This is a genomic window from Collinsella sp. AF38-3AC, assembly GCF_003474365.1.
Taxonomy (GTDB): Bacteria; Actinomycetota; Coriobacteriia; order Coriobacteriales; family Coriobacteriaceae; genus Collinsella.
Window position 1 is genome coordinate 1 of record NZ_QROM01000011.1, and the last position, 24,847, is coordinate 24,847.

A 24,847-nucleotide genomic window follows, 5' to 3' on the forward strand; every position below is an offset into this window, starting at 1 on the left:
CACGTAGAGTTTCTCGGCGAGCTGTTCTTGGGAGAGCCCCATCGCCTCGCGCCGCGTCTTGATCTGGTTGCTGATGTCCATCGTCACCTCCCGGTCGTGAAGGAGCGTCCCGCGAACACGCCGGGTGCGCTATCGAATCTGTTGTACATCATATGCGGCAAGGCTTGCCGGGCGCTGCAAAAACTGTTTTGCACGGGGTTTACCTGCATGATTGTTGCTGCGATGGCTTAGCGATGTTGTCGAGCAGTCATCCAAGTGTACAGGCCCATGGCGGCGTAGCCGATTGCGGTATAGGCGACCCCATGGAACGCAAGGTCCTGGCTGCCCTCGACCTTGAGGGGAAACAGGACCGCGGGTCCGATTCCGAGCGCCGCGGGTATCCAGAAGAGCGTCCTCGCGGAGTTTGCGGCGAGCAGGCCGAGGGCGATCGCAGTTACGGGGAGCACGAGGTAGATCAGCGCCATCATGGCGATCATGCCGGCATCGGGTGGGACGACCCTCACCAGGAGGACGGGGATTGCCCAGCAGGCGCCAACGATTGCGATCAATGCGATGAGGGACGCGCGTACGGTGACGTTCATGGGGCACCTCCTAACGGGAATCGCCCCCATTCTGGCATACATCTTCAGAATGGGGGCTAAGGGGGATACCATTTCGGGGAACGGGTGCGTACCCGCGCTTTTAACTCAGCATCTTGGCGAGCATGCCGATACCGACGCCCACCAGTCCGCCGGCGATGGCGCCGATGATGATCTGCACCGCGTTGCGCGTGCCCTTGACCCAAGGGTTCATCTCGCGCTCACGGCGCCCCTCGAGCGTGTCGCGATCGACCTGCTCGCCGCGGCTAAACGCCAACACCTCGCGGTACGTGACGAGGTCGTGCTGCTTCTTCATGCGTTCCATATACACGAACGCCATGAGCATCACGACGAGCGCCACGGCGGCAAACGCCGCGGTGGGCGCGATGTGCATGCCCCAGCCCCATTCGAACTGGAACGCCGCCCACGCGCTCAGCACCAAAAACACGACCGCACTCACGACCGTGATTGTGGATAGGGCGTTGTACTTCTTGACCGCTTCGTTCATTACCTGTGCCATGGTTTCCACATCTCCTTTGATGAGGGAGTCCACGGTCACCCCGAACACGTTGGAAAGCAGCAGCAGGCTCTGGACATCCGGATACGTACGGCCGCACTCCCAGTTGCTGATGGTCTGGCGCGACACGTAGATGCGCTCCGCCAGATCGTCTTGGGACAGTCCGAGCTCCGTGCGATGCTCCTTGATGTGCGAGCCCAGCTCCATGCGTTTGCTCCCTAGAGGGTCGGGGTGACCCCTGTCGAGAGCCACCATGTCATTGACGCGAGCATCGTACCATCAAAGGTCTTTATATTTGACCCCCACGGGGCAAAATCGAGCTGTCAAAAGGCTTTATATACGACATCTAGCTGGGAAAAGAACGGTCCCCAAAGGCGGATGCCTCCGGGGACCGGTTGGTGCGTATAGAGGGGGCGAGCTTGCTTTGGGTTGGTGTTGGCCCCGCCGCTCGGCTCGACTTTGGAGCGGCGGGGCTCAGCTCTGCCTCGGCGCTGGCGAGGCAGAGCGCGGCTTTGTCCCGACGTCGGCCGCGCCCGAGCCCTGTCTTCCCGGCTTAGCCCTCCTCGCCTTTGGGCGCGTCCTTGAACGAGGGCTCTTTCTTTGGCAGCCTTCCCGCGCGTTTGAGGGCGTCTCGCAAGATCCATTCCACCTGACCGTTGGCGCTGCGCATCTCATCGTCCGCCCAGCGTTGGACGGCCTCCCAGATAGCGGGGTCTATACGGAGTGGATACTGCTTGCGTGCCATGACGTGCCTTCTTGTCGAATGTGCAATTCTGCACCCGTCCCCAAATTACTCATTGGTGTTGGGGTTAGTACAGCGAGCCTGCGTTGAGCACCGGGTGCGCCTCGGATTCACCGCAGAGCACCACCATGAGGTTGCTGGCCATCTGCGCCTTGCGCTCGTCGTCCAGCTCGATGGTGCCGCCGGCGGCCATCTCCTTCACGGCCATGTCGACCATGGAAACCGCGCCCTCGACGATCTTCTTGCGCGCGGCGATGACGGCCTCGGCCTGCTGGCGGCGCAGCATCGCCTGGGCGATCTCGGGGGAGTAGGCGAGGTGCGTGAGACGTGCATCGTCGACCTCGACGCCGGCGGGCGCCAGGCGCATCGCGAGCTCGCGGCGCAGGGCTTCGGAGACCTCTTCCACATTGGCGCGCAGCGTGATGGCGCCGGCGGCATCGGACTCGTCCTCCAGGTGGTCGTAGGCGTACACGCTCGCCACGTGGCGCAGCGCCGTCTCGGCCTGCATGGCGACATAGCTCTGGTAGTCGTCGACGTCGAAGAGCGCCTTGGCGGTATCGGCGACGTGCCACACCACGACGGTTGCGATCTCGATGGGGTTGCCCATTTTGTCGTTGACCTTCAGGCGCTCGCCATTCAGGGTGCGCACGCGGGTGGAGATAGTGGTGGGGTTGCCCTTGGCGGCCTTCTGCGCCGCGGCCTTGGCGGCCTTGGAATCGCTCATCTCGAGCTCGATCATCTCGCCGATCCCGGCCGATCCGCCCATGCTCTTGCTAAAGAACGGGTTGGCCCAGAAGAAGCCCTCGTCGCGGACGGTGCCCACGTACTTGCCGAACAGGATGCACACGCGCGCCTGGCCGGGCTGCAGCGAGAAGAATCCGTTGAGTGGGATGAACCACAGGCAAAACGCGAGGATGCTGAGGCCGAGCCCCCATCCGTAGACTGCGGGCGCGTCGACGCCGTCGGGCGTGCTCGCGAGCCCGATGGTGCTCCAGATAAAGAGGCCGATGATGACGATGAGCGCCACCGCCACGGCGACGAGCATGCCGTAGCCCGACTTGGCCTTGAGTTGCTTTTCCACGCTCATTGTGAGTTCCTTTCATGACTGCGCCGGCGTTTGCGTGACGTCCCTGGCGCCGCGCTCCAGATTGCGATGGGGAGGAGGCGAGTCCCCGAGCAGTCCGTGCGACTGCTGATTGCATTGTGATATCACATTGAGACCAAGTCAAGGAGAATCGGATGCCGTCTCTCATGGCATAAGTGGTTCGGGGCGCCCGGCATCTACGCTCCGTAGAGGTCTTCCTGTTGCATCTTGGCTCGCAAGTCCCTATAATAGCCCCACTCACGGCTGAAGGTTTACCTCTAGATTTGGAAAGGGGAGCTGCACCATGCTTGCTTCCATGAGGATTTGGCTCTAGCCACGGTCGCGTGAGCGACCGGTACTTCGCTGCATACCACCGATCGCATCAAAGGATTATTCCATGACACAACCGAATCCCTGCGCTTCTTGGAAGCGCTCGCTCGCCATCGTCTGGATCGGCGAGTTCTTCTCCGTGCTCACGAGCTCCATTCTGCAGATGGGTCTCATCTGGCACGTCACCCTCACCACCGGCTCCGCGAGCGCCCTGTCGTTCGTGAGCCTGGCGGCCTTCTTGCCCATGGCGCTCCTCGGCGCCTTCGCGGGCACCATCGTGGACCGCACGTCCATCAAGCGTCTCATGATCGGCGCCGATCTCTTCATCGCGGCCGTGAGCCTCACGCTTGTCTTCGGCTCGCTTCGGGGCGACCTTTCTGTCGCCGTTGTGGCGGCGGTGCTGTTCGTCCGTGCGCTGGGCAGCACGCTCCATACGCCCGCCTTCAACGCGCTCACACCGCTCATCGCCCCGCCCGAGGTGCTCGGCAAGCTGGCGGGCATGCTGCAGTTCATGCAGTCGGGTAGCTATATCATCGGCAACGCCATCGCCGCGGCGGTCTACCCGGCGTTTGGTCTGACTTTCATGATCGCGCTCGATGTCGCCGGGGCGGTGCTCGCGAGCATCGCGGTGGCGACCTCCGGCATCAAGACGCCGGCGCCCGAGCGCCATACGCCCGAGGAGAACGCCGAGGCGTCGCACCGCGCGGTGCGGGCCTTCCTATTGGAGACGGCCAACGGGTACCGCGAGCTCAAACGCCATCACGGTCTGTTCGCCATGCTCTGGATCGGCTTCGCCTTCTCGGTCCTGTTCTCGCCCATATCCGCGCTGTTCCCGCTCATGGTGTTCGACCATTTTGGGGGCACCACTACGCAGTCGGCTATCGCGGAGATCGCGTTCTCGGTCGGCATGATCGCGGCGAGCGGCTGGATCGGGGCGACGGGTGGCCTTAAGAACCGCGCGCTTTCGTGCACGCTGGCCATCGGCCTCTTCGGAGCGGGCACGCTCGCGGGCGGCCTCGTGCCCCCTTCCGCGCTCGTTGTGTTTCTGGGGCTTACGTTCGCGATGGGGGTCTCGAGTCCGCTGTACAGCGCGCCGCAGATGGCGCTCATGCAGGAGCGCGTCGATCCCGAGTGCATGGGCCGCGTCTTCGGTCTGTACGGAGCGGTCTGCAGCTGGGCTATGCCCGTGGGGCTCGTCGCATCGACCTTGTTCGCGGACGCCATCGGCGTAAGCGCGTGCTTCGTGCTTATCGGTGCTGCAATGGTGATCCTAGCAGGCATCACCTGGGCGATCCCGAGCATCCGCAAGATTGGGTAGCGCTCTGGCGGAGTGCGTTTCGTTTCGGACGGCTCGTAGGGTCGCTGCGACGTGAAGGGTGGTCGACGGTGCGCCTGCGAGGGCGCCGTCGACCACCCTTTTGTTTAATTCGTCTGGCCCGGCGCCGATCATCATCTGTTCGCCGGGCGATTGCGATGCCGCCGCTTGCCGATACGCGGCTCCTTACGTTGTGCGCATCCCATCGTTCTGGCAGCGTTTCCTGCAGTTAATCTCCAGAGCCCAAGGCGGTGGCCCCTATGAGTAATCTGCTCGAATCCATTCTGCGCGTCGGTATGACCGTGTTCATCGTCGGCCCGCTCACTGCATGGGTCGCCCGCCGCGGCGCGCGCGAGCGCAGCGAGGCAACGGACAGCCTCGATTGCTTCACGGTGCGCATGCCCGCAGCCATCCGCACGATCATCGCCTGCTGCGCCGTCGCGTTCGAACTGCTCATGCTGGGTGTCTACGTCTGGCAGGGCGTCTCGCTGGGCGAGTGGGACCACGAACTTGTGTGGTTCGGTCATGCCATGGCGCTCGCGGGTATGGCTATCTGGGCCTTGCTGAGCATCCCGCGTATCGACGTGGACGGTGGGCGCATTCTCTCGCGTAACGCCTTCGGCATCCGCAAGGAGACGACGTTTGGCAACATCACCCGTGCAACGCTTCACGCGCAGATGATGAGGGTCGACCTGTTCGAGGGCGACCGGAAGTTCTGCTCGATAAGCCTCGAGGGGGTGTGCTCGCTCAACCTCCTCGCCCGTCTGGAGGAAGAGGGCATCGAAGTCTCGGACGCCGTCGACGGTCCCATGACCAAGGCGGGCCTGTGTTGGTCTGCCATCAAGCCGTTGACGATTGTTTTCAACGGCATGGCCCTCGTCTTCTCGCTCGTCCTCGCCTTCATGGCGGTCTTCACCGACGAGGGTGCGCGCCTGCTCGTGCTCATCCCGTTCCTGTTCCTGTTCATAGGGGGGTTCCTGCCCCTGCTCATGCTCGGCATGCCGGCCCGCGGCATCCTCGAGATCGGCAGGCAGGAGCGCGCGCTCGGTTTCTCCTTCTCCGAGGAGATGGCAAGCCGAGGTGCCACGGGTACTTCGCTTGTCGATGACGATTGGTTCATCGAGATCAGCAACGCCCGCGTCGTGGCGTTTCGCCGCGATTACCTCAAGAAGATCACGGCGCACGAGAACAGCGAGAGCGGCGACCGCTGCACGGTGACCACGAGGGGTGGTCGCAAAATCAAGGTGTATGCAAGCGGGCAGCACGCTCGAGGACCTGCGCACGTGGTTCAAACAGGGTGCCAAGGTCAGAAGCACACTCGACCGCGCGGGGGACGCACTCGAGGCGACCGTTTGATTGGGTTGCCTGCCAAGGATCCAAAACGGGAAGGGGCGCTGTCGGCGCCCCTTGTCATACCAGGCCCGCTGGCCAGCGAGAGGCCTGCAGGTCGACATGTCCGTTGGCGAGGAAGGCAACGCCTTCGTCCTCGAGCAGTGTGCGCTGCGCCTCGGGCCCACCGAAGGCGAACCCCTCCGCGAGGCGTCCGTCGGCGAATACGATGCGATGACAGGGGATGGTGCCGGGTTCCGGATTGACGTGCAGGGCGTATCCCACGTATCGGGCTCGACGGGGCTCACCAACGAGCTTGGCGATCTGACCATATGTGGCAACCATGCTGCAGGGCACCTGGCGTACCATGTCGTATACGCGGTTGAAGAATCCGTCGGTGTCCCGGTCTGCCATGCCGCCCTCACTTTCAATCGATATCGCCATTGTAGTCAAGAAAGGCGCCCCACATGCGCGGGGCGCCATTCCAAAGAGGTGTTGCGCGAGGGGAGGGAAGGCGCAACGTTCGTGTCGAAGGTCTTTAATTCGCCTGTGCCTTCATTAAGTTAACTATAGCTAATTCTCTGAGACCCAAGTCGTAGACCGACGAGCACACAGCCTCTCCATAAGTTAATCAAGGGTTACAAATAGAAAGACACAGTGACATGTGGTCGTTGGGGTTCAAGGAATCGCTCGATGAGTTCGGAGAACGCACCCTCAGTCCCAGCCGTTTCAAGGACGACATCGCAATACGGCCGCACGTCGTCGGTGACATTCGCCACGCCGACGCCCAGTCCCGCCGCCTTGATCATGGAGAGGTCGTTTGCGGAATCACCAACGGCGATGACCTCGGACATCGGAATTCCCAGCATATCGGCAAGGCGCGTGAGCCCCGTCCCTTTGTCAACGCCTGCGGGCATGAGTTCGAGGTAGCGCTTGGAGGAGAAGGTGATGTCAACGCCGAGTCGCTCGGCCATCGGCGCGAGCTTGCGGCCCAATTCCTGCAGCTCATCGAAGTCCCAGTCGACGTACAGGATCTTCACGATGCCACGGCCTTCAAGGAATGAGAGGTCGGGATGGTCAGATCCGCGAAAATGAGTGACCCCGGTGATCGATTCCAGATAGTCGCGCTCCCGTGTGGGTGCGTCATTCACGAACACGTGGCCGTCGGCGACGTTGACGTGCATGCAGAGTCCGAGTTCGAGCCCCTTTGCATAGATCGCGTTCGCGCATTCGTTGGAAAGGCCGCAGGTGGTGAGCGGGGTGGGGTCTCCCACGCGGTTGATGAAGCCGCCGTTATAGGAGAGCACATAGCCGTCTTCGATCAGCTCGCGGGCCTCCCCCGAGAAGTTGTCCATGATAGAGGAATACCATCGCCCGCTCGAAGGGACGAACAGCACACCGAGCTCCCTCATGCGTTTGAGTGCTCGGAGATTGGACGCCGGGATGGCGTGGTCGGCATCGAGAAACGTCTCATCCATATCGCTGGCAACAAGTCGGTACATGCAATCCCCCATACAACGTAAAAAACGAGGCGGGCTTATTATCGCCCACCTCGTAAGACCTTGGCTATGTCGAAGGCGTGGACACGTGAAGATGGCCCATTCGCGTGTCGCGGCGCGTTTCCGCGAGCCGGATGGCTTAGTACACCATTCCCATGGCTTCGCGTACCTCGGCGAGCGTGGCCTCGGCGACCTCGTTAGCGCGGCGGTTGCCCTCGCGTAGGACGTCCTTGACGTAGTCCATATCCTGCACGAGCTCCTCGCGGCGCGCGCGGATGGGGGCAAAGTACTCGTTCACGCTTTCGGTGACGTACTTCTTGAGCTGGCCGGAGCCGCCCATGCCGATCTCTTCGGCGATCTCGACCTCGGAGCGGCCGGTGCAGATCGCGGCGGTGGAGAGCAGGCCGGACACGCCGGGGCGGTTCTCGGGGTCAAACGTGATCATGCGCTCGGAGTCGGTCTGGCTCTTCTTAATGCGCTTGGCCGTCTCCTCGGCGGTCATCGAAATATTGATGGCGTTGCCGTAGGACTTGCTCATCTTGCGCCCGTCAAGGCCGGGCAGCAGCGGCGTGTCGGACAGCAGCGCGTCGACCTCGGGGAACACCTTGCCGTAGCGGTTGTTGAACTTGCGTGCGATGGTGCGGGTGAGCTCGATGTGCGGCAGCTGGTCGCGCCCGACGGGCACGACGTTGCCCTTGCAGAACAAGATGTCGCACGCCTGGTGCACGGGGTAGGTGAGCAAAAGGCCGGTGAGCTCATGGCCGCTGGCCTCCATCTCGGCCTTGACGGTGGGGTTGCGCTGCAGCAGGGCCTCGGAGACGAGCGACAAGAACGGCAGCATGAGCTGGTTTGCCGCGGGCACGGCGGAGTGCGTGTAGATCATGGTCTTGTCGGGGTCGATGCCGCAGGCAAGGTAGTCCATGACCATGTTGTACACGTTGTCCTGGATGTGCTCGGTGGTGTCGCGGTCGGTGATGACCTGGTAGTCGGCGATGAGCACGTTGGTCTTGGCGCCCATGTTCTGCAGCTCAACACGGCCCTTGAGGGTACCGAAGTAGTGGCCCAGGTGCAGACGGCCGGTGGGGCGGTCGCCGGTGAGCATGGTGAACTTCTCGGGGTGCTGCGGCAGGTCGGCGCGGATCTGGTTGCTGCGCTCGAGGCTGACCTCATAGCTGAGCTCGTTGGGCATGCTGTCTCCTTTTGGGTTGAGTGCCTGGCCGGCATTGTCGGTCTTGGTTGAAGATGAAGCTACCAGAGAAACGGCGTCTCTTGCCGGAATCAACGATGGTTTTCGCCGTGTCGTCCCGCAGGGCCGTTTCCCTTCTTGGGAAGGAGCCCCTCGATATGCTCGAGCCGCTCCTCATGGGCCACGTGCGCCGCGCGCTCCTCGGCGGCGAAAGCGGGGTCTTCGGGCGTGACGGTCTCATCTCGCTGTCGACTCTGGTACCACCGCGACGGCGCTCCTGAGCCTGCTCGTCGACAAGCCGGTGACTATCTACACCACCAACGGCTATGCATGTCGGTTTACGGGCGAGCTTGCTGCTAAGGTGGTGGTAATTGGCGGCGACTTCAACCCCGTTACCTGCTCGCTCACCGGTCCTATGGTTGAGAGCGCGCTGCGCGAGCTGTACTTTGACCGGGCGTTTATAGGTGTCAACGCGGTGGACGAGGACCGCGGCATCATGACGCCAGGTTATCCCGAGGCTATCAAAAAACGTATCGTGATGCAGAATTCCCAGGCGAGTTACGTACTCGCCGATAGCTCCAAGTTCCACGTGTTTTCAAATGTAAAGGTGTGCGACCTGGAGGGCTTTACTGTTATTTCCGACAGGCGCGACTCCAAAATCGGCGAACGCGTCAAAATGATCACGGCCTAGGACACTGGGGCATCGCATCTTGCCCTCAAGCCGTTGCCCACGTAACGAAGCGTGGGGCAAATGTGCGCCCCATTCCTGATTTGGGGACTAGCTTAGTTCGTCGGCTATTTGGTGCTCGTAGAAGGCTTCTACTACGGCGTTAAAGTCGCGGGCGAAGTCTTCCATGGTTCCACGCCAGGTGGCTCGGCCGGGCTTTCCTTGGCCCACATAGGCGGTTTGAATGCCGCAGTCGGGGCTGGGGAAATCGCGCTTGGGGTCGTTGCCCACCATGAGGACCTCATGTGGCTCGAGCCCCATGACCTGCAGCTGCTCTAGATAATATGTGGCATCGGGCTTGCAGCGCGTGGCGTTGCCCATGTGCGTTACGAGCTCGAAGGGCGCGTCTGTCAGCTCGCCCCAGCCCATGCGGCACTCGATGGCCCCTTGGGGAAAGCTGGGGTTGGTGAAGAGCGCGCAGCGCAGCCCCGCGTCCTGTACGGCTTGAAGCGCGGCGTGCGCACCCGGCATGGCTTTTGCGTTGATCATGTCATCGTTCTTGTACGGCAGAACTTCGTGATCGTAGTAGGTAAACGCCTCGTAGATAAGTGGGTCCGAGAGGCAAATGCCGCACCGGCGCTCGACCTCGGTCTGGTAAAACTCAAGATTGGTGCGATTGTCCGTGCTGCTGCGGCGATTGGCGTTGAGGTCGACCAGGATGGTGCCGAGGCGCGCCATCGTGCCCCCGCGGCTGCGACGTCCGATATCCGCGAGCATCGACGAGACATCCTTAAAATAGCGAAGGATGAACGCGTTGAGGTTGATGCTAAGAAGCGTCTCGTCCATATCGAAAACGACTGCTTTGAGCACGCGGGCACCTTTCTCGAAAAATCGTTCCAGAATCGTATGTCTGGGATACTTTACCCCAAAGCAGTGTGCCTAGCTGCTCATCGTCAACTTGTGGAGACAGTCGTTCACAAGATTGCGAAAAAGTCTCCATACGAGTAAAAAATCGCAGTTCACGCTTGAAATCGAAGCGATTTCCCCGTAATCTATACGGACGTGATTGCATAAGCGTCACATCAGTATCTGTCGGCTCCCGAGTGTTCCTAAACGTTGTGTGCTTGTCGCACCCATCTGTAGGTCCTAGCAATCGGGGCCCCGTAGTTCGAAAGGGGTCCACCTTTGAGTGAGATTCAGAACTCGTCCATTTTCTCTCTTGACGATGTCAACGAGGAGGAGATGAACAACCTCATCGACGGTACGATTACCGACTTTGATGAGGGCGATCTCGTTAACGGCACTGTCGTTAAGATCGAGCATGACGAGGTGCTCGTTGACATCGGATTCAAGTCCGAGGGCGTTATCCCGGTCCGCGAGCTGTCCATCCGCAAGGACGCTAACCCTGCAGACATCGTTGCACTCGGTGATCCCATCGAGGCCCTGGTTCTCCAGAAGGAGGACAAGGACGGTCGTCTGGTCCTGTCCAAGAAGCGTGCCGAGTACGAGCGTGCTTGGAACCGCATCGAGGAGAAGTTCAACTCCGGCGAGAACGTCGAGGGCGAGGTTATCGAGGTTGTCAAGGGCGGCCTGATCCTCGACATCGGCCTGCGCGGCTTCCTGCCCGCTTCCCTCGTCGACCTCCGTCGCGTCAAGGACCTCACCTCCTACATGGGCACCCGCATCGAGGCCCGCGTCATCGAGATGGACCGCAACCGCAACAACGTCGTCCTCTCCCGTCGCGTCGTGCTCGAGGAGTCCCGTAAGGCCGAGCGCTCCGAGATCCTGTCCAAGCTCAAGTCTGGCATGCGTCTCCAGGGCACCGTTTCCTCCATCGTCGACTTCGGCGCCTTCGTCGACCTCGGCGGTATCGACGGCCTCATCCACATCTCCGAGCTCTCCTGGAACCACGTCAACCATCCTTCCGAGGTTGTCAAGGTCGGCCAGGAGGTCGAGGTCGAGGTTCTCGACGTCGATCTCAACCGCGAGCGCATCTCCCTGGGTCTCAAGCAGACCACCGAGGATCCGTGGCGCGCACTGGTCAAGAAGTACCCCGTCGGCGCTATCGTCGAGGGCACGGTGACCAAGCTTGTTCCGTTCGGCGCTTTCGTCGACCTGGGCGAGGGCATCGAGGGCCTGGTGCACATCTCCGAGATGGCCAACAAGCACGTCGATCAGCCTTCTCAGGTCACCCACGTGGGCGACAAGGTTCAGGTCAAGGTCATGGAGATCGACCTCGACCGTCGTCGTATCTCCCTGTCCATGAAGTCCGCTGCTGAGACTCTGGGCGTCGAGATCGAGGTTACCCCGCTGCCTTCCGAGAAGAAGGACGAGGAGACCGACGCCGAGTAAATCGGTTTGACGATCACTTGTTTTAAGGGATCCGTCCGTAATGGACGGGTCCCTTTTTGCATTTACTGCCGAGATGTTCGGTAGTGCCTGCGCGTAACGCTGCTTGGGCTATTCGCTTGCTATTGAGTTGTCGGTGCATGAAAAAACGCCGACATCCCGCCTCGGGGAGGAGGCGGGAACGCACCGAGTAGACGGAGCGGTGCGGAGCGCGGTCGCGTCTCGACTGACGACGTTGCCCATCGGCGTTCCTATTGTACTGCATGACATGGTTCTTGGTTTATCGTGTCGAGCGCTTGTGTTGTGCCGCTGCCTATGCTGACGGTGTGCTACACTCTTGCACTGCTGAGTGGGCCAGACGGTCGCGCGATGTGCTGCTTGCAGCACGCGTGAGGAAAGTCCGGGCTCCAGAGGGCGGGATGCCGGCTAACGGCCGGGCGGAGTGATCCGACGGAAAGCGCCGCAGAAAAGAAGACTCCCACCTGCGCCGCAAGGCGTAAAGGGAAAAGCTGAAACGGTGGTGTAAGAGACCACCAGCGTCGTGGCAACACGGCGGCTTGGCAAGCCCCATCCGGAGCAAGCGCGAATAGGAACGCTATGGGCCGGCCCGGTCCGCGTTCGGGTAGCGTGCGTGGAGCTGCACGGTAACGTGCAGACAAGATAAATGACCGTTCACGACAGAACCCGGCTTATAGGCCCACTCAGCACTTTGTTGACGCTGCGAACCCGTCAGCGCGGCAATCTGCCTTTCAAGCCTTCGGGCATGACCATAAGGTCAATGCCCTCAGCTTTCAAGGCACCTTGCTCGCGCTGACGGGTTCTCGCCTTCGACGGCGTCAGCTGGCCGATTTAGCGCTCATTCGTCGGTCGCCGCCATAAGGCGTGCTCCCTCCTCTTTCGGGCCAAATCGACTTAGCTGACGCCGTCTCGCTGTTTTTGCCTGGTCATCGGCGTCGCCGTTCTATTTACCGGGGTAAACGGTACGGCCTTTGCCGTATTATTGAGGCTGTTTGTTGCTTTGCTTGTTGTTGAGGGGCTTTGTTGGACAGCTATTTTACTCTGCAATCGAATATTGAGGCTTCGGGCGAGTTTGTGGACCGTAAGAGCCGGTTTATTGCCCAGCTGGTCCATATTGAGTCTGAGGATGAGGCGAATACCTTTATCGAGATGGTCCGCAAGCGTCATTACGATGCTCGACACAATGTTCCCGCTTGGATTTTGGTCGATGGACGCGAGCGTCAGAGCGACGACGGTGAACCGAATCGAACCAGCGGCATGCCGACGCTCGAGGTGCTTCGCGGTGCTGGGCTCAAAAATGTTTGCTGCGTGGTAACGCGCTATTTTGGTGGCACGCTGCTGGGGCCTGGTGGCTTGGTGCGCGCCTATACCGCGGCGACGCAGGCGGCGGTGGCGGCGGCTCAGGAGTCCGGGCAGATCGTCGAGATGACGAGCGTCGTGCCTGTTGACGTGCGTGTGGCCTATCCACAGTATGAGCAGGTGCTTCGCTTGGCGCAGGATTGTGGTGCCAAGGTTTCGGATACCGATTACGCGGATGCCGTGACGATTCATTTGGTGTTTAAGGCGGGGGAGCAGGAGTCGTTTTGCGCCAAGATGCGCGAGCTTATGGCCGGTCGCGAGGAGATCGAGGTCGGCGCTCCCGAATTTGCTGAGTTCTAACGGCGACGGCCGGCGTGCTTTTGGATGGATCCCAAGCGTGCCGGCCGTCGTTTTCTGTTGCTGCCGTTTACTCGGCGAGCTGCTTTAGCATATCGCAGGCGATCTCGACGGCATCGTCGATGCAGCCGGGGCAGCTGCGGAGCGGACCCTTATCCGATCCGATGCCCTTGAGCGTGCCGCAGACGGTCGTCGTGTTCTTCTCGCCAAAACGCTTGGCGATCTCGCGCGACAGCTTGTAGGTCTTGCCCTTGGACTTGGGGTTTTCCATGCCGTCGCTCATTACAAAGCCCATGATGGCCACGGCGCCCGAGATGGCGCCGCAGGTTTCGGTCATACCGCCCATGCCGGCGCCAAAGCCCTCGGTGAGGGTAAAGGCGACCTGGGGGTCGAGTCCGACGGCAGGCGCGAGCGTGCAGGCGACGGCCTGTGCGCAGTTAAAACCGCGGGCGTGGTATTCGGCAGCCTGAGCTTGGCAGGCGGCGGCGTCGAGCTGGGCAGTATCGATTTGCTTCATCGTTGTCTCCTTGATCACGGTGTACCTGCCTATGGTACCCTTGCTGGCGCACGCACTCATCGAGACCCCAGCGCATATCTTATTGTTTTTCGCCATCGAACGCTTTCTTAAGATTTGGGACAAATAAACCTGATTAATTTGTCCCATAACCTATCGGCGGGATGGGTTGAGAGGGGTGCGGGGTAGCGGTATCGTGAACCGAATAAAACAAAACCCAAGTAAGGGAGTCGGATATGAGCGAGCAGACCATCGGTACTACATGTGTTCAGGGCGGTTATCGCCCGGGTGATGCGGAGCCGCGTCAGGTGCCTATCTACCAGTCAACCACGTGGAAGTACGACACGTCCGAGCACATGGGCAAGCTGTTTGACCTGGAGGAGTCGGGCTACTTCTACAGCCGTCTGCAGAATCCCACGTGCGATCTGGTTGCCGCCAAGATTTGCGAGATGGAGGGCGGTACCGCCGCGATGCTCACGAGCTCGGGCATGGCTGCTAACTTCCTTGCGATTTTTAACGTGGCCGGCGCCGGCGATCACGTGGTCGCCAGTTCTGCCATCTACGGCGGTACCTACAACCTGCTCGCCCATACCATGGGTCGTATGGGTGTCACCTGCACCTTCGTCGCTCCCGATTGCACCGACGAGGAGCTCGAGGCTGCTTTTGAGCCCAACACCAAGCTCGTCTTTGGCGAGACGATCGCCAACCCCGCCCTTGCCGTGCTCGATATTGAGCGCTTTGCCAAGGCTGCGCATGACCATGGCGTGCCGCTGATGGTCGACAACACCTTTCCGACGCCCGTGATGTGCCGTCCCTTTGAGTGGGGCGCTGACATCGTTACGCACTCTACCACCAAGTACATGGATGGACACGCTGCCTACCTGGGCGGCGTGATCGTCGACCACGGCCAGTTTGACTGGATGGCCCATGCGGACAAGTTCCCGGGTCTCACCACGCCCGACGAGAGTTACCACGGCGTGACGTATGCCGAGAAGTTCGGTCGCGAGGGTGCCTTCATTACCAAGGCCACCGCGCAGCTCATGCGCGACCTTGGCCCCATGCAGAACCCGCAAGCGGCGTTCTTCTTGAACAGCTCGCTCGAGAGCCTGCATGTGCGCATGCCGCGTCATTGCGAGAACGGCCTAGCGGTCGCTAAGTTCCTGCAGAGCCATCCCAAGGTGCGCTTTGTGAGCTATCCGGGTCTGGAGGGCGACAAGTACTATGACCTGGCTCAGAAGTACATGCCCAACGGTACTTGTGGCGTCGTGAGCTTTGGCTTTAACGGTGGTCGCGCGGCGGCCGAGACCTTTATGAAGAGCCTCAAGCTCGCCCAGATTGCCACGCACGTGGCCGACGCCCGCACTTGCTGCCTGCATCCCGCTAACGCCACGCATCGTCAGATGAACGATGAGGAGCTCATCGCCTGTGGCATCTCCGCCGACATGGTGCGCCTTTCGTGCGGCCTCGAGGACACGGCGGATCTGATTGCCGACCTTGAGCAGGCGCTCGAGCAGTGCTAGGCTAGCGTTCGCATAAGTCGCCGATACTGGCAGAAAGCTTCGGCGACCTTTCGTTCCGATTCCGTAGGCGGGACCCCAATCGCGGCTGTTTGCAGGCGATCGGGGCCCCGTTTTTTGCGTTGGGCCACTCGAAAGGATGGATATGGAGAAAACTGCAGGGCAGCTGCGCCGCGAGCACATTGCCCTAGAAGGCGACACCCATGGCAAGAACAAATGGGCGATTCTGTTTACCGTGCTCATCATGACGTTTATGTCGTGTCTGGATTCGACCGTCGTGACCGTGGCGTTGCCCGTGATGCAAAAGGAGCTGGGCGTGGGCCTCGACCACATCCAGTTGGTGAGCTCGGTGTACCTGCTTGCGACATGCGTGGCTATGCTGCCGTTTGGCCGCTTGGGCGACGTGCGCGGCAAGGTGGGCGTATTCCAGCTGGGTGTAATCGTTTTTACGGCCGGCTCGCTGCTTTGCGGCCTTTCGAGTTCGCTCGAAGTTCTTATTCTGGCACGCATTGTGCAGGGCGTCGGCTGCGCGGCGGCAATGGCCAACAACATGGGTATCATCACCGAGTCGTTTCCGGCGCGCGAGCGCGGTCGTGCCATGGGTATTCTCGCGACCTTCGTGGCCCTCGGCATGATGTGTGGCCCCGTGCTGGGTGGCATGCTGGTGGCAAGCTTTCCCTGGGAGAGTATCTTCCTCATCAACCTGCCCATTGGCGTCATCTCGTTTATCGTGGGGCTCTACACGCTACCGCATGTTAAGCCGGAGGCCGGCGAGCGTCCCATGTCGCTGGCGGAGGCCGCGCGTCGCTGCTTTGCAAATTCGGCCTTCACCATCAACCTCGCCTGCATGCTCATCGTGTTCGTTGGTATTGGCGCATCAGAGTTTATCCTGCCGTTCTATTTTCAGGATGCCCACGGCTTTGGTTCCGGCATTTCCGGATTGCTCTTTTTGGCGCTGCCGATGGTGAATGCCTTTATCGGCCCGCTTTCGGGTACGGTTTCGGACCGTGTTGGCTGCGAGGGTCCCACGGCGGTCGGCCTAGGCGTGTACGTATGCGGTCTTTTTGCGGTAAGCACGCTCGACGAGCACTCTTCCATCCCTGTGATCGTGTGTTGCGTCGCGTTTATGTCGTGCGGTACGTCGATTTTCCAGAGCCCCAATAACTCGCTGTATATGGGCTCGGCTCCGCGCGAAGCGCTCGGCTTTGCGGGCAGCCTGGGTAGCCTGGCGCGCTATGCGGGTATGGCAGTGGGCATTACAGCGGCATCGCATATCCTGTATGGGCAGATGAGCGTGGCGATGGGCGAGGCCGTGACCAGTATTGTTGCAGGTCGTCCGGATGTGTTCCTGTTTGGTTTTCGCTCGGTATTCTACGTGCTCATGGCTGTGGCGGCAGCGGGCTTTGCGCTCGCCATGGTGCGTTTGGTGAGGATACGCGCCCGCCATTAGTGTGTTGAGGGGCTGTCTGCCACGATTCGCGCCGTCCCAAAAGACTGGTTTGTGGTGCGATGTGGCTTGTGGGGCGGGCGGGGGTCGGTCCGTGGTAGACTACCGAACAACGTTTATTAATCGCGCGGCATCCTTGCCGCGAGAAGGGGTTGCCTCATGCAGGAGCTTGAGGATCGTATTCGCCATGACGGCATCGTAAAGGCCGGTAACGTCCTTCAGGTTGATGCCTTCCTCAATCACCAGTGCGACGTTGAGCTGTTTGACCACATGGGCGCCGAGTGGGCCCGTCTGTTCGAGGGCGTCGAGATCAACAAGATCCTGACGATTGAGGCTTCGGGCATTGGCATGGCCTGCATCGCGGCTCAGCATTTTGGCGGTGTGCCGGTGGTCTTTGCCAAGAAGGCGCAGTCCATCAACCTCGACGGCGAGCAGTATGCCACGACCATCTACTCCTTTACCAAGCAAAAGGAGTACCCGGTCATCGTTGGTAAGCGTTTCCTGTCCGAGGGCGACAAGGTCCTGATCATCGACGACTTCTTGGCCAACGGCTGCGCGCTTGAGGGTCTTATCAAGATCTGCGAGGCTGCGGGTGCCGAGGTATCCGGCATTGGCATTGCGGTGGAGAAGGGCTTCCAGGGCGGTGGCGATAAGCTCCGCGAGCGTGGCTTCCGCGTTGAGAGCCTGGCCCGTATCGCCGATATGGACTGCGAGACCGGCGAGATCACCTTCGCCTAAGCGCGCAACACAAGCGATTGGTATGCGATGTGACAAAGGGACTGTCCCTTTGTCACATTTTTTTGTATGAGGGGAGGTGTTGATATGGATGAGAACAAGATGGGATGGCGCGAGTATGCGGGCTATGCCGCGATGTCGGCTGAGGAGTTGGCGCGCGATTGCGAGGTGCAGGTGTTTCGCGCGACAGGTCCGGGCGGTCAGGGCGTGAACACGACGGACTCGGCGGTGCGCATGAAGCATGTGCCCACAGGGATTACCGTGACGGCGCGCGAAAGCCGTAGTCAGTTCCAAAATCGCGCGAGCTGCCTGCGCAAGCTGCGCGCCGAGCTTGAGCGTCGCGGGCGTCCACCGTGCCGGCGCGTAAAGACCAAGGTGCCCCAGCGCTCTCGCCAGCGCAGGCTCAACGATAAGCACTTCAATGCCATTAAAAAGGCCAACCGACGCAAGCCGGGCAGGGACGAGTAGTCGCTTGTTCCACTGGTCTTGCTAGCGGGTGGGGTGCCAAACTTGGAGGGCGCCGCCGAGGACGTCGACCTCGATGCGCGAGGCGACAACGGGCTCGCCGTCAGCTTGGATGGGGTAATCGGGCTGCTCGAAGGTGAGCTCGGCATGGCAGCAACGGCGCATACGAACCGGCGGCAGCTTGGTGTGGTGGCCGTCCTTGGCCGAAAGAAACATGGGTAGGGCAACCGCGCGGGGGACGGGGCCGCAGGCGTAGCATACGTCGAGTATGCCGTCGCAGGGGTCGGCATCGGGACAGATGCGATAGCCCGAGCCGTAGGTGGGGCCCAGCTGAATCGCCATGATAATCGCCCGCACGCGCTCGGCGGGGGCGCCGTCAAAGGTGACCGTCATGGGGTAGTTATGATAGCGCAGGCCAAACTGTTCAAGCCCTGAGAGAGTGTAGAGCGGAGCACCCGTCAAGCCGGTCTTCTTGCGCAACTCTGTGGTGCCCAGGCCAATAGCGGCATCGATGCCGACCGAGAGCGTCTGGTCGTAGTACTCCACCGAGGCCTCGCCGCTTCCGCTTGCGGGATTCCATGAGCGAATGCGCCCGATGTCCTGGCGCTGTAGCTCGCAGGTGAGCAGCGCGCCAAAATCCTTACCTGAGAAATCGTCGATCCCGAGCGTCTGGGCAAAATCGTTGCCGGAGCCCACGGGCAGGACGGCAAGGGCGGGACGGATGGCCTCTTCCTGCGCCATGAGCCCATTGACAACCTCGTGGATCACGCCGTCGCCGCCGAGTGCGATAACCGTGCGGTAGCCCTGGGCCTGTGCGGCAAGTTCCTTGGCATGCCCCATGCGCTCGGTCAGCACCAAGTCAAACTGGGACGCGCGCGCCGTCATGTCCAAAAAGCGTTGCAGGCGCTCGGCAACCTCGCGCGCCGCGCCCGACTGGGCAGCGGGGTTGGCGATGATGAGCGTGCGACCAAAATCAGTTGCGTGCATGGGGCGACTCCCAGCGTGTAGCGTGACGGTGCTGCCGCGTTCAGGTCGAATTGCCCGATTGTGGCTGCACGGTGATTACTACGTCTACTCTATCAGGTCGTTGTGGCGCTCGATAGCATCTGCCACCGTGCCGCCCTCGTCCACAATAAGCGAACGGCGTTTGGGTGAGATGATGCGCTGCGCGGGATATACGCCGCGGTGTCCGCCAACGAGATAGCTAATAAACGAGACGATGACAAAGAAGCCCGCGGCCGTTCCATGGAACAGGTCGATAGCCATCATGCAGGTGGTGATGGGCACGTTGAGGCCGGCGCAGAAGACGCCGAGCATGCCGAGGGCCGCCATAAAGCTCGGGTCGAGTCCGGCGAGGCAGCCAATCCATCCGCCGAGCGCCGCACCGATGCCAAACAGGGGCGCAACCTCGCCGCCTTGGAAGCCCGCGCCCAGGGTAAGCGCTGTGACGACCAACTTGATGACTGCGTCCGCCAGGGTGGTGTTGCCTGCAAATCCGGCGCCGGAAAGCCACGTGGAAAGGCCGGCGTAGTCCCAGGCGTCGAGTATCGCGTAGGCCGCGAGCACCACGAGCGCGCCCACGAGTGCGCGAGCAAGGTAGTTGGTGATAAAGCGACCGTACAGGCTTTTGACGGTTCGAACCGACCAGGCAAAGAGACGTGCCGTCAGGCCAAAGATAATGCCTCCGATAACGACGATGGCAACCGTTCTGGGCGTCATGTCGGGAACGCTGGCGATGACGTTGCTCTCGTACTGGGTGCCCATAGCGAGTGACGTAAAGTAGCCGGTAAACGAGGCGACCAGGCAGTAGATGCCCGCGGTGTAGTCGATCTTGCCGATAAAGCACATCTCCATGCCAAAGAAAGCTCCGGCAAGGGGCGAACCGAATACGGCGCCAAAGGCCGACGAGATGCCGGCGAGCATGAGGTCATGGTGGTCATGCTTTTTGAGGTGGGCGAGGCTCGAGATGTTGCTGGCGATGGTGCCGCCAATCTGCACTGCGGCTCCCTCGCGACCGGCCGATCCGCCCGTTAGGTGCGTGAGCGTGGAGCAGACGAAGGTGAGGACGGCCATGCGCATATGGATGAGGCGTGTGCCCAGAGCGGAGTCGATGACCAGGTTGTTGCCACGCTTGGCGGCAAGACCGTGGTTCTTGTAGACCCACGCGGTGGCCACGCCCACGACGGGGAGCAGGGCGTAGACCCACGCATGGTGCTCTCGATAATCGGTCGCGATATCCAGCGAGGCCAAAAACGCCCAGGCGGCAACGCCCATGGCGAGCGAAACGAAAACGACGAGCGCGAGCAGCTTGGCACTCGCGAGCATGTTACGGGCATTGCGGCGCGTGTCGGCGGCCAAGAGCTGCTCAGAGCGGGTGAGCTGGTTGCGACCGCTGATGATCAAGTCGGCCGGAGAGAAGGTTCTGCCGTCTTTGTCCTGACGGGCGTCATCAGGCGGGTCGAGTGTATTTTCACGTTTATCGATAAAAGCCATAACGTCCTCTTATTTGTTGTGATGCATGCATTATAGGACGGCGCCCTCAGTCTCAAGGCGATTGGCAGGTTTCGGATCTGTTACGAGAGGCGCGTAGCCGACAGGTGTATTTGCCGTTGCGGGCCATGTCTTGAGCGGGCAGCGGGGGATTATACTGAACCAAACATAAAGAATCGGCGCCGCCGTTGCGCGCCGTGGCATGTAAGATCGCATCTCGATGCGTCCCGGCAAGGCCATCACGTTTGGCCTGCTTGGGGGCAAGCCGGTTTTGGGGCTTTCGGGCAATCCCGCGGCGGCGTATGTGGGCTTTGAGATGCTCGCCCGCCCCGCGATCCGCAAGATGCGCGGCTTTGCCGAGGGTACGCGTCCCGTGCAGCAGGCGATATTGACGCACGGCGTGAAGAAGCGCCAGGACCGACGCTTCTTCGATCGCACCACGGTTTTGCGCGACCCCGAGACCGGTGAGCTGCTGGTGACCGAGGCCAAGACGCAGAATTCGGCGCTACTCGGCACGATGCAGCGGGCCAACTGCCTGCTGCGTATTGACGAAGGGCCGTGTGAGCACAAGGCGGGAGATGTCGTGGATGTTGTCCGCGTCGATCTGCCCGAGGGTACCGTGCTGCAGGAGGAATGCTATGGAGTTGAAGATTTCGATCGTGACGTGCTCGGATACGCGCGACCTTGCCCAGGACGAGGCAGGTGCCGCACTCGAGGAGCTTATCGAGGCGCAGGGATGGAGGGTCGCCTCACATGTGGTTGTGCGCGACGACGTCAGCGAAATCGGTGATGCCATTGTGGAAGCCGCCGATGAGTGCCACGCCAATGTCGTGCTCACCTGCGGCGGAGTAACCTTACGGGCTGCTCCGCCTTTTTATGCAGCGACAGTGCGGGCCGTCTCGTGGTTATTGGTAAAAGAAAATTATCAGGCGAGAGATATTTATCATAAACATTATTCGCGCGAAAGCATAATCTAGTAACGGTGAAGGTTGACGACACCGAGCGCTTCGAGGGAGAGACGAACCCAGCGTTTACCTCGAGCCTGGAGAGTGCGGTTGACACTTCGGGCGTGAAGGTCGAGTACTCCTGCGTCGCCGATGAGAGTTCCCCGGCGGGCGAGTACCAGATCGAGGCGACGGTCACCGACCCGAACTTTGATGTCACGGTTTAGCTCGGTACGCTGACGGTGAAGAAGAAGCCGGAGCCCGGCAACCCGGACCCGGATAAGCCCGGGACGCCCGATTCCGAGCGGCCGGATTCAAAGGATCCGGCAAAACCAGGTAGTTCGGCTGACTCCGCAGCCGATAAGGCAAGGGGCGATGGTGCGGAAAACCCCGGACAGAAGGCTTCGTCCAAGTCGGGCGCTCAGCAGCTCGCCGATACGGGCGATCACGCGCCATTGGCAGTCGCCGTGGCTGCGGGCGCCGTTGCGCTTATCGCAATAGCGCTCGAGCTGCTGCGTCGTCGTCGCTCGGACGCGTAACGGCTCAAAAGGGGTGGCTAGATTGAAGCTTTGCACGATTTAGTCTGCTAAAGCATATATACTTGCGGGACGGGTCTTTTGCCCGTCCCGTTTTTGTCTCGACTCGAAAGGTGGTCCCATGGCCTCATCCGCTCCCCGCGGCCTGCGCTCCGACCATGTCCTCACTGTCGGCATTGCCCTGTTCTCGATGCTCTTTGGTGCCGGCAACCTCATTATTCCGCCGCTGCTGGCGCTACAGGCAGGTTCTGCCACGCCGGTCGCCATGCTCGGCTTTCTCATCGCCGCCATCGGCCTGCCCGTCATGGGCTTTATCGCCGTGGCACTTGCCGGAACGGCGCGCGAGCTTGCCGGCCGCGTGCACCCCAAGTTTGGCGAATTCTTTGTCGCGGCGGTGTATCTGGCCATCGGCCCGTGCTTGGCCATTCCGCGCACAAGCTCAACAGCCTTCGAGATGCTGGTGCCGCTGCTGCCCGAGGGCGTCTCGCTCGCCACGGCTCGCCTGGTGTTCGCTGTCGGATTCTTTATCGTCGCATTTGCGCTCACGCTGCGTCCCGGCGTCATCACGCGCGTGCTCGGCCGTATTACGGGCCCCGCGCTCATCGCCCTTATCGTGTTGGTCGTGGGTGCCGCCGTGGTCTCGCCGCTGGGTCCCGCTGCCGCGCCGCAGGCTCCCTATAATGCCGGCGCTGCCGTGCAGGGCTTTTTGACCGGCTACCAGACCATGGACCTGCTCGCCTCGCTCGCCTTTGGCATCATCATCGCCGAGACTATCCACGAGCTGGGCGTTACCGATGACAAGCGCGTTGCCTTCGAGATTTCGCGCTCCGGCGTGATCGCCGGTGTGCTCATGGCCATCATCTACTGCGGCCTAGCACTTGCCGGCACGCAACTCAGCACCGTGATGCCCGATGCCACCAATGGCGCCGCCATCCTCGCTCGCTCTGCCTCCATGCATTTTGGCCTTGCCGGCACGGTCGTGGTCTTTGCGATCTTCTTCCTCGCTTGCATGAACGTGTGCATCGGGCTCATCAGCTGCTGTTCGCGCTATTTCTGCGAGACGTATGTGGTCAAAGGGGGAGCGGAGGCTTCCGAGGAGGCCATGCGCCGTCCCTTTGCGGTTCTCGCCTTTGTGTTCGCGGCGTTTTCGTGCGTGCTCTCCAACGTGGGTCTCGACGTAATCCTCTTGTTCTCGGTGCCCATGCTCAACGCCCTGTACCCCGTCGCCATCGTGCTGGTGCTTATGGGTCTGGTGCACGGTTTTTGCGACGCGCATCCGCAGGTGTGGGTCTGGGTCGGCGGCGTTGTCGCGGTCCAGAGCGTGATCACCTCGGTCCGCGATGCGTTCTTTACGGGCGCGTGGCTGCCGTTCGATGCGCTGCCGCTGGCAGACATTGGAGCCGCGTGGGCGCCGGTTGCCGTGGTGGCGTTTGTGATCGGCCTGCTCCACAGCCGGTTTGTCGCACATTCGAGGAGCTAGGGTATCGTCACTTGCACAGGCGGGGAGTCTCCCCTATAATTTCCTTCGCTTTGGGACACGCAAGGTTTAGACCTTAGCTGCTCAACACCTTCGGGACGTGGCGCAGTTTGGTAGCGCGCCTGCTTTGGGAGCAGGATGTCGCAGGTTCAAATCCTGTCGTCCCGACCATATCTTGCGGGCGTAGTTCAATGGTAGAACCCCAGCCTTCCAAGCTGATGACGCGGGTTCGATTCCCGTCGCCCGCTCCAAGTAATATAATCGCAGGTCAAAGTACTTATTTGGCTTGCGATTTTTTATGCCGAAATTAGCTCATGACACACGCCCATGACACAGATATGACACACCTTCGGGCTGTTAGACGGTCGATATGGAGCCGTGAACGGTCTGGGCGCGATGATAATTAGCTAGATATTGTGGCGCAATGAATCGGGACGGTTCCGCTCTTGCCCCTTCTTTGTGTCATACGTTGTGTCATGGCTGTGTCATATGCCGTCCGTTTGCGATTGGGCGCGGGTGGCGCTGCCCTCGATAGCCGCTTGGCTTGCCCTCCAGGAGATGAATCCTCACCGACCCATAGACCCATCAGAGCGCGGCTGAACGGCTGCTCTGCGCCGCCCCGATGGGTGGGAGGGGTGGAATCACGAGACAACATCACGGCTACCCAGCATCCCGCCCTGATTTTTTTATCGCTACGAAAATGGAAGTCGGTAACGCAACTGTTACGGAACGCCCCGATAGGTCATTGGGGTTTTACCGTTACGTGTAACGCTATTTTCCTTACAAAGTGGCTAAAACGGGCGTCGGGTTTTACCGTCGCAGCGACGCTAATTCCTTTACAAAGTACCCCAGAACGGGCTAACGCTTTACCGTTTCATGAAACGCTAATTCCCTTACAAACGGGCGACCTGTAACGCGACTGTGACGCGGCGGGGGAACGCGGCCATATCATCCAAGCATCTTGTAACCGGATGGATTGGAGACCTCATGACCATAGTGAAAAGGTGCGCATACTGCGGGCAACTGTACAAGGCCAAGCGCCGAACGTCGCTGTACTGCGGTGGGAAATGCCGGACGGCAGCCTATAGGGACGGTATCCTTGTCGAGTACGTTGCCCCTCATGGCAAGGAGGTACTAGCGGCAACGGCCCAACTAAGGTCAGACGTCAACGCCTTTAGGGACCTAGCGACGAACGCCCCGCGTCGGTGGCGCGAGACTTGCAGTCGTATTGCCGACGGCCTAGACGAGCTGCTAGACGGTATGGACCTGTACGACGAACCCGCAAACGATTGAACCCCGCGCCGCTTGGCGTGATTGGTATAACGATAGCCCCATTCGTAACCGCCGCGTGCCGCGGCTTTTAGACCCCTTCTGTGTGTCAGTATGGGGTCTTTTTCAGCAAGCTGTCGCCATAGAAAAACGCCCCCGCTGTTGCTGCGAGGGCGCGATAGG

At 60.9% G+C, this 24,847-nt stretch carries 24 protein-coding genes, 2 tRNA genes, 1 other RNA gene and 2 pseudogenes; 18 read left to right on the forward strand and 11 right to left on the reverse strand.

Going from position 1 to position 24,847, the window contains the following annotated elements; all coding sequences use genetic code 11:
• Positions 1-231: hypothetical protein (locus tag DW029_RS11700; RefSeq protein ID WP_233543836.1), on the forward strand; the 231-nt coding region annotated here is incomplete at its 5' end.
• On the opposite strand, the gene DW029_RS07345 is transcribed toward DW029_RS11700, so the two are convergent.
• From DW029_RS07345 to DW029_RS07360, 4 genes are all read right to left on the reverse strand, one after another.
• Positions 228-581 (reverse strand): hypothetical protein, encoded by a 354-nt coding sequence (locus DW029_RS07345; protein ID WP_118345659.1) that lies wholly within the window; start codon positions 579-581, stop codon positions 228-230. The two genes, DW029_RS11700 and DW029_RS07345, sit on opposite strands and share 4 nt — an antisense overlap.
• A 100-nt stretch (positions 582-681) precedes the next feature.
• Positions 682-1,302: a helix-turn-helix domain-containing protein gene (locus DW029_RS07350; RefSeq protein ID WP_118345660.1), complete on the reverse strand. Its 621-nt coding sequence runs from the start codon at positions 1,300-1,302 to the stop codon at positions 682-684.
• A 346-nt stretch (positions 1,303-1,648) separates the two neighbouring features.
• Positions 1,649-1,840, reverse strand: coding sequence for an Arc family DNA binding domain-containing protein (locus tag DW029_RS07355; protein WP_118345661.1), 192 nt, complete (start codon positions 1,838-1,840; stop codon positions 1,649-1,651).
• A 64-nt stretch (positions 1,841-1,904) separates the two neighbouring features.
• Positions 1,905-2,924, reverse strand: coding sequence for an SPFH domain-containing protein (locus DW029_RS07360; protein WP_118345662.1), 1,020 nt, complete (start codon positions 2,922-2,924; stop codon positions 1,905-1,907).
• A 394-nt stretch (positions 2,925-3,318) separates the two neighbouring features.
• Here DW029_RS07360 and DW029_RS07365 point away from each other — a divergent pair, with 394 nt between their 5' ends.
• Positions 3,319-4,569: an MFS transporter gene (locus DW029_RS07365; protein ID WP_117799207.1), complete on the forward strand. Its 1,251-nt coding sequence runs from the start codon at positions 3,319-3,321 to the stop codon at positions 4,567-4,569.
• A gap of 1,407 nt (positions 4,570-5,976) precedes the next feature.
• Here the strand turns inward: DW029_RS07365 and DW029_RS07375 are convergent.
• The 3 genes from DW029_RS07375 to trpS form a co-directional block, all read right to left on the reverse strand.
• Complete coding sequence (locus DW029_RS07375) at positions 5,977-6,339, reverse strand: MGMT family protein (RefSeq protein ID WP_195838530.1); 363 nt, start codon at positions 6,337-6,339, stop codon at positions 5,977-5,979.
• A gap of 194 nt (positions 6,340-6,533) precedes the next feature.
• Positions 6,534-7,397, reverse strand: a complete 864-nt coding sequence (locus DW029_RS07380) for an HAD-IIB family hydrolase (RefSeq protein ID WP_233540280.1) — start codon at positions 7,395-7,397, stop codon at positions 6,534-6,536.
• Between the two features lie 136 nt (positions 7,398-7,533).
• Entirely contained in the window at positions 7,534-8,583 is a 1,050-nt protein-coding gene (trpS, locus tag DW029_RS07385; RefSeq protein ID WP_118345663.1) for a tryptophan--tRNA ligase, read from the reverse strand.
• A gap of 298 nt (positions 8,584-8,881) precedes the next feature.
• Between trpS and DW029_RS07395 the strand changes: the two genes are divergently transcribed.
• Positions 8,882-9,271, forward strand: coding sequence for a hypothetical protein (locus DW029_RS07395; RefSeq protein ID WP_233543837.1), 390 nt, complete (start codon positions 8,882-8,884; stop codon positions 9,269-9,271).
• Between the two features lie 87 nt (positions 9,272-9,358).
• On the opposite strand, the gene DW029_RS07400 is transcribed toward DW029_RS07395, so the two are convergent.
• A complete protein-coding gene (locus tag DW029_RS07400; RefSeq protein WP_118345665.1) occupies positions 9,359-10,117 on the reverse strand; it encodes an HAD family hydrolase in 759 nt (252 codons plus the stop codon).
• A gap of 315 nt (positions 10,118-10,432) precedes the next feature.
• Between DW029_RS07400 and rpsA the strand changes: the two genes are divergently transcribed.
• The 3 genes from rpsA to DW029_RS07415 all read left to right on the forward strand — a co-directional run bounded on the left by rpsA (position 10,433) and on the right by DW029_RS07415 (position 13,273).
• On the forward strand, positions 10,433-11,599 hold the full coding sequence (gene rpsA / locus DW029_RS07405; RefSeq protein ID WP_022095232.1) for a 30S ribosomal protein S1: 1,167 nt from the start codon (positions 10,433-10,435) through the stop codon (positions 11,597-11,599).
• Between the two features lie 343 nt (positions 11,600-11,942).
• Positions 11,943-12,304: RNase P RNA component class A (gene rnpB, locus DW029_RS07410), an RNA gene on the forward strand.
• Positions 12,305-12,634: 330 nt separating this feature from the next.
• On the forward strand, positions 12,635-13,273 hold the full coding sequence (locus tag DW029_RS07415) for a YigZ family protein (RefSeq protein WP_199582599.1): 639 nt from the start codon (positions 12,635-12,637) through the stop codon (positions 13,271-13,273).
• A 67-nt stretch (positions 13,274-13,340) separates the two neighbouring features.
• On the opposite strand, the gene DW029_RS07420 is transcribed toward DW029_RS07415, so the two are convergent.
• Positions 13,341-13,787, reverse strand: a complete 447-nt coding sequence (locus DW029_RS07420) for a C-GCAxxG-C-C family protein (RefSeq protein ID WP_117734986.1) — start codon at positions 13,785-13,787, stop codon at positions 13,341-13,343.
• 233 nt (positions 13,788-14,020) lie between these two features.
• On the opposite strand from DW029_RS07420, the gene DW029_RS07425 reads away from it, so the two are divergent.
• The 4 genes and pseudogenes from DW029_RS07425 to DW029_RS07440 all read left to right on the forward strand — a co-directional run.
• Positions 14,021-15,304 (forward strand): O-acetylhomoserine aminocarboxypropyltransferase/cysteine synthase family protein, encoded by a 1,284-nt coding sequence (locus DW029_RS07425; protein WP_118258969.1) that lies wholly within the window; start codon positions 14,021-14,023, stop codon positions 15,302-15,304.
• Between the two features lie 142 nt (positions 15,305-15,446).
• Entirely contained in the window at positions 15,447-16,751 is a 1,305-nt protein-coding gene (locus tag DW029_RS07430; protein ID WP_118345667.1) for an MFS transporter, read from the forward strand.
• Positions 16,752-16,907: 156 nt separating this feature from the next.
• A complete protein-coding gene (locus DW029_RS07435; protein ID WP_118345668.1) occupies positions 16,908-17,486 on the forward strand; it encodes a xanthine phosphoribosyltransferase in 579 nt (192 codons plus the stop codon).
• Between the two features lie 156 nt (positions 17,487-17,642).
• Positions 17,643-17,951, forward strand: a pseudogene (locus DW029_RS07440) (peptide chain release factor-like protein); the annotation flags it as partial.
• Between the two features lie 21 nt (positions 17,952-17,972).
• Here the strand turns inward: DW029_RS07440 and DW029_RS07445 are convergent.
• Positions 17,973-18,935: a diacylglycerol kinase family protein gene (locus tag DW029_RS07445; RefSeq protein ID WP_118345669.1), complete on the reverse strand. Its 963-nt coding sequence runs from the start codon at positions 18,933-18,935 to the stop codon at positions 17,973-17,975.
• 84 nt (positions 18,936-19,019) lie between these two features.
• Positions 19,020-20,441, reverse strand: a complete 1,422-nt coding sequence (locus tag DW029_RS07450; RefSeq protein WP_118345670.1) for a chloride channel protein — start codon at positions 20,439-20,441, stop codon at positions 19,020-19,022.
• A 340-nt stretch (positions 20,442-20,781) separates the two neighbouring features.
• Here DW029_RS07450 and DW029_RS11705 point away from each other — a divergent pair.
• The 8 genes and pseudogenes from DW029_RS11705 to DW029_RS07490 all read left to right on the forward strand — a co-directional run.
• A pseudogene (locus DW029_RS11705) lies at positions 20,782-21,021 on the forward strand (molybdopterin molybdenumtransferase MoeA); the annotation flags it as partial.
• A gap of 55 nt (positions 21,022-21,076) precedes the next feature.
• The gene (locus tag DW029_RS11710; protein ID WP_233543838.1) at positions 21,077-21,415 is read left to right on the forward strand and encodes a molybdenum cofactor biosynthesis protein B; all 339 of its coding nucleotides are present in this window, start codon (positions 21,077-21,079) and stop codon (positions 21,413-21,415) included.
• A gap of 5 nt (positions 21,416-21,420) precedes the next feature.
• Entirely contained in the window at positions 21,421-21,609 is a 189-nt protein-coding gene (locus DW029_RS07465) for an MBG domain-containing protein (RefSeq protein WP_118345671.1), read from the forward strand.
• Positions 21,610-21,624: 15 nt separating this feature from the next.
• Positions 21,625-21,921 (forward strand): hypothetical protein, encoded by a 297-nt coding sequence (locus tag DW029_RS07470; RefSeq protein ID WP_118345672.1) that lies wholly within the window; start codon positions 21,625-21,627, stop codon positions 21,919-21,921.
• Positions 21,922-22,039: 118 nt separating this feature from the next.
• Positions 22,040-23,398, forward strand: coding sequence for a branched-chain amino acid transport system II carrier protein (gene brnQ, locus DW029_RS07475; protein WP_118345673.1), 1,359 nt, complete (start codon positions 22,040-22,042; stop codon positions 23,396-23,398).
• 91 nt (positions 23,399-23,489) lie between these two features.
• Positions 23,490-23,566 (forward strand) — tRNA-Pro (locus tag DW029_RS07480).
• 6 nt (positions 23,567-23,572) lie between these two features.
• Positions 23,573-23,646 (forward strand) — tRNA-Gly (locus DW029_RS07485).
• A 736-nt stretch (positions 23,647-24,382) separates the two neighbouring features.
• Positions 24,383-24,688 carry a hypothetical protein gene (locus tag DW029_RS07490; protein ID WP_118345674.1) on the forward strand — a complete coding sequence of 102 codons (306 nt, stop codon included), beginning with the start codon at positions 24,383-24,385 and terminating at the stop codon, positions 24,686-24,688.
• Positions 24,689-24,847: the final 159 nt, after the last annotated feature.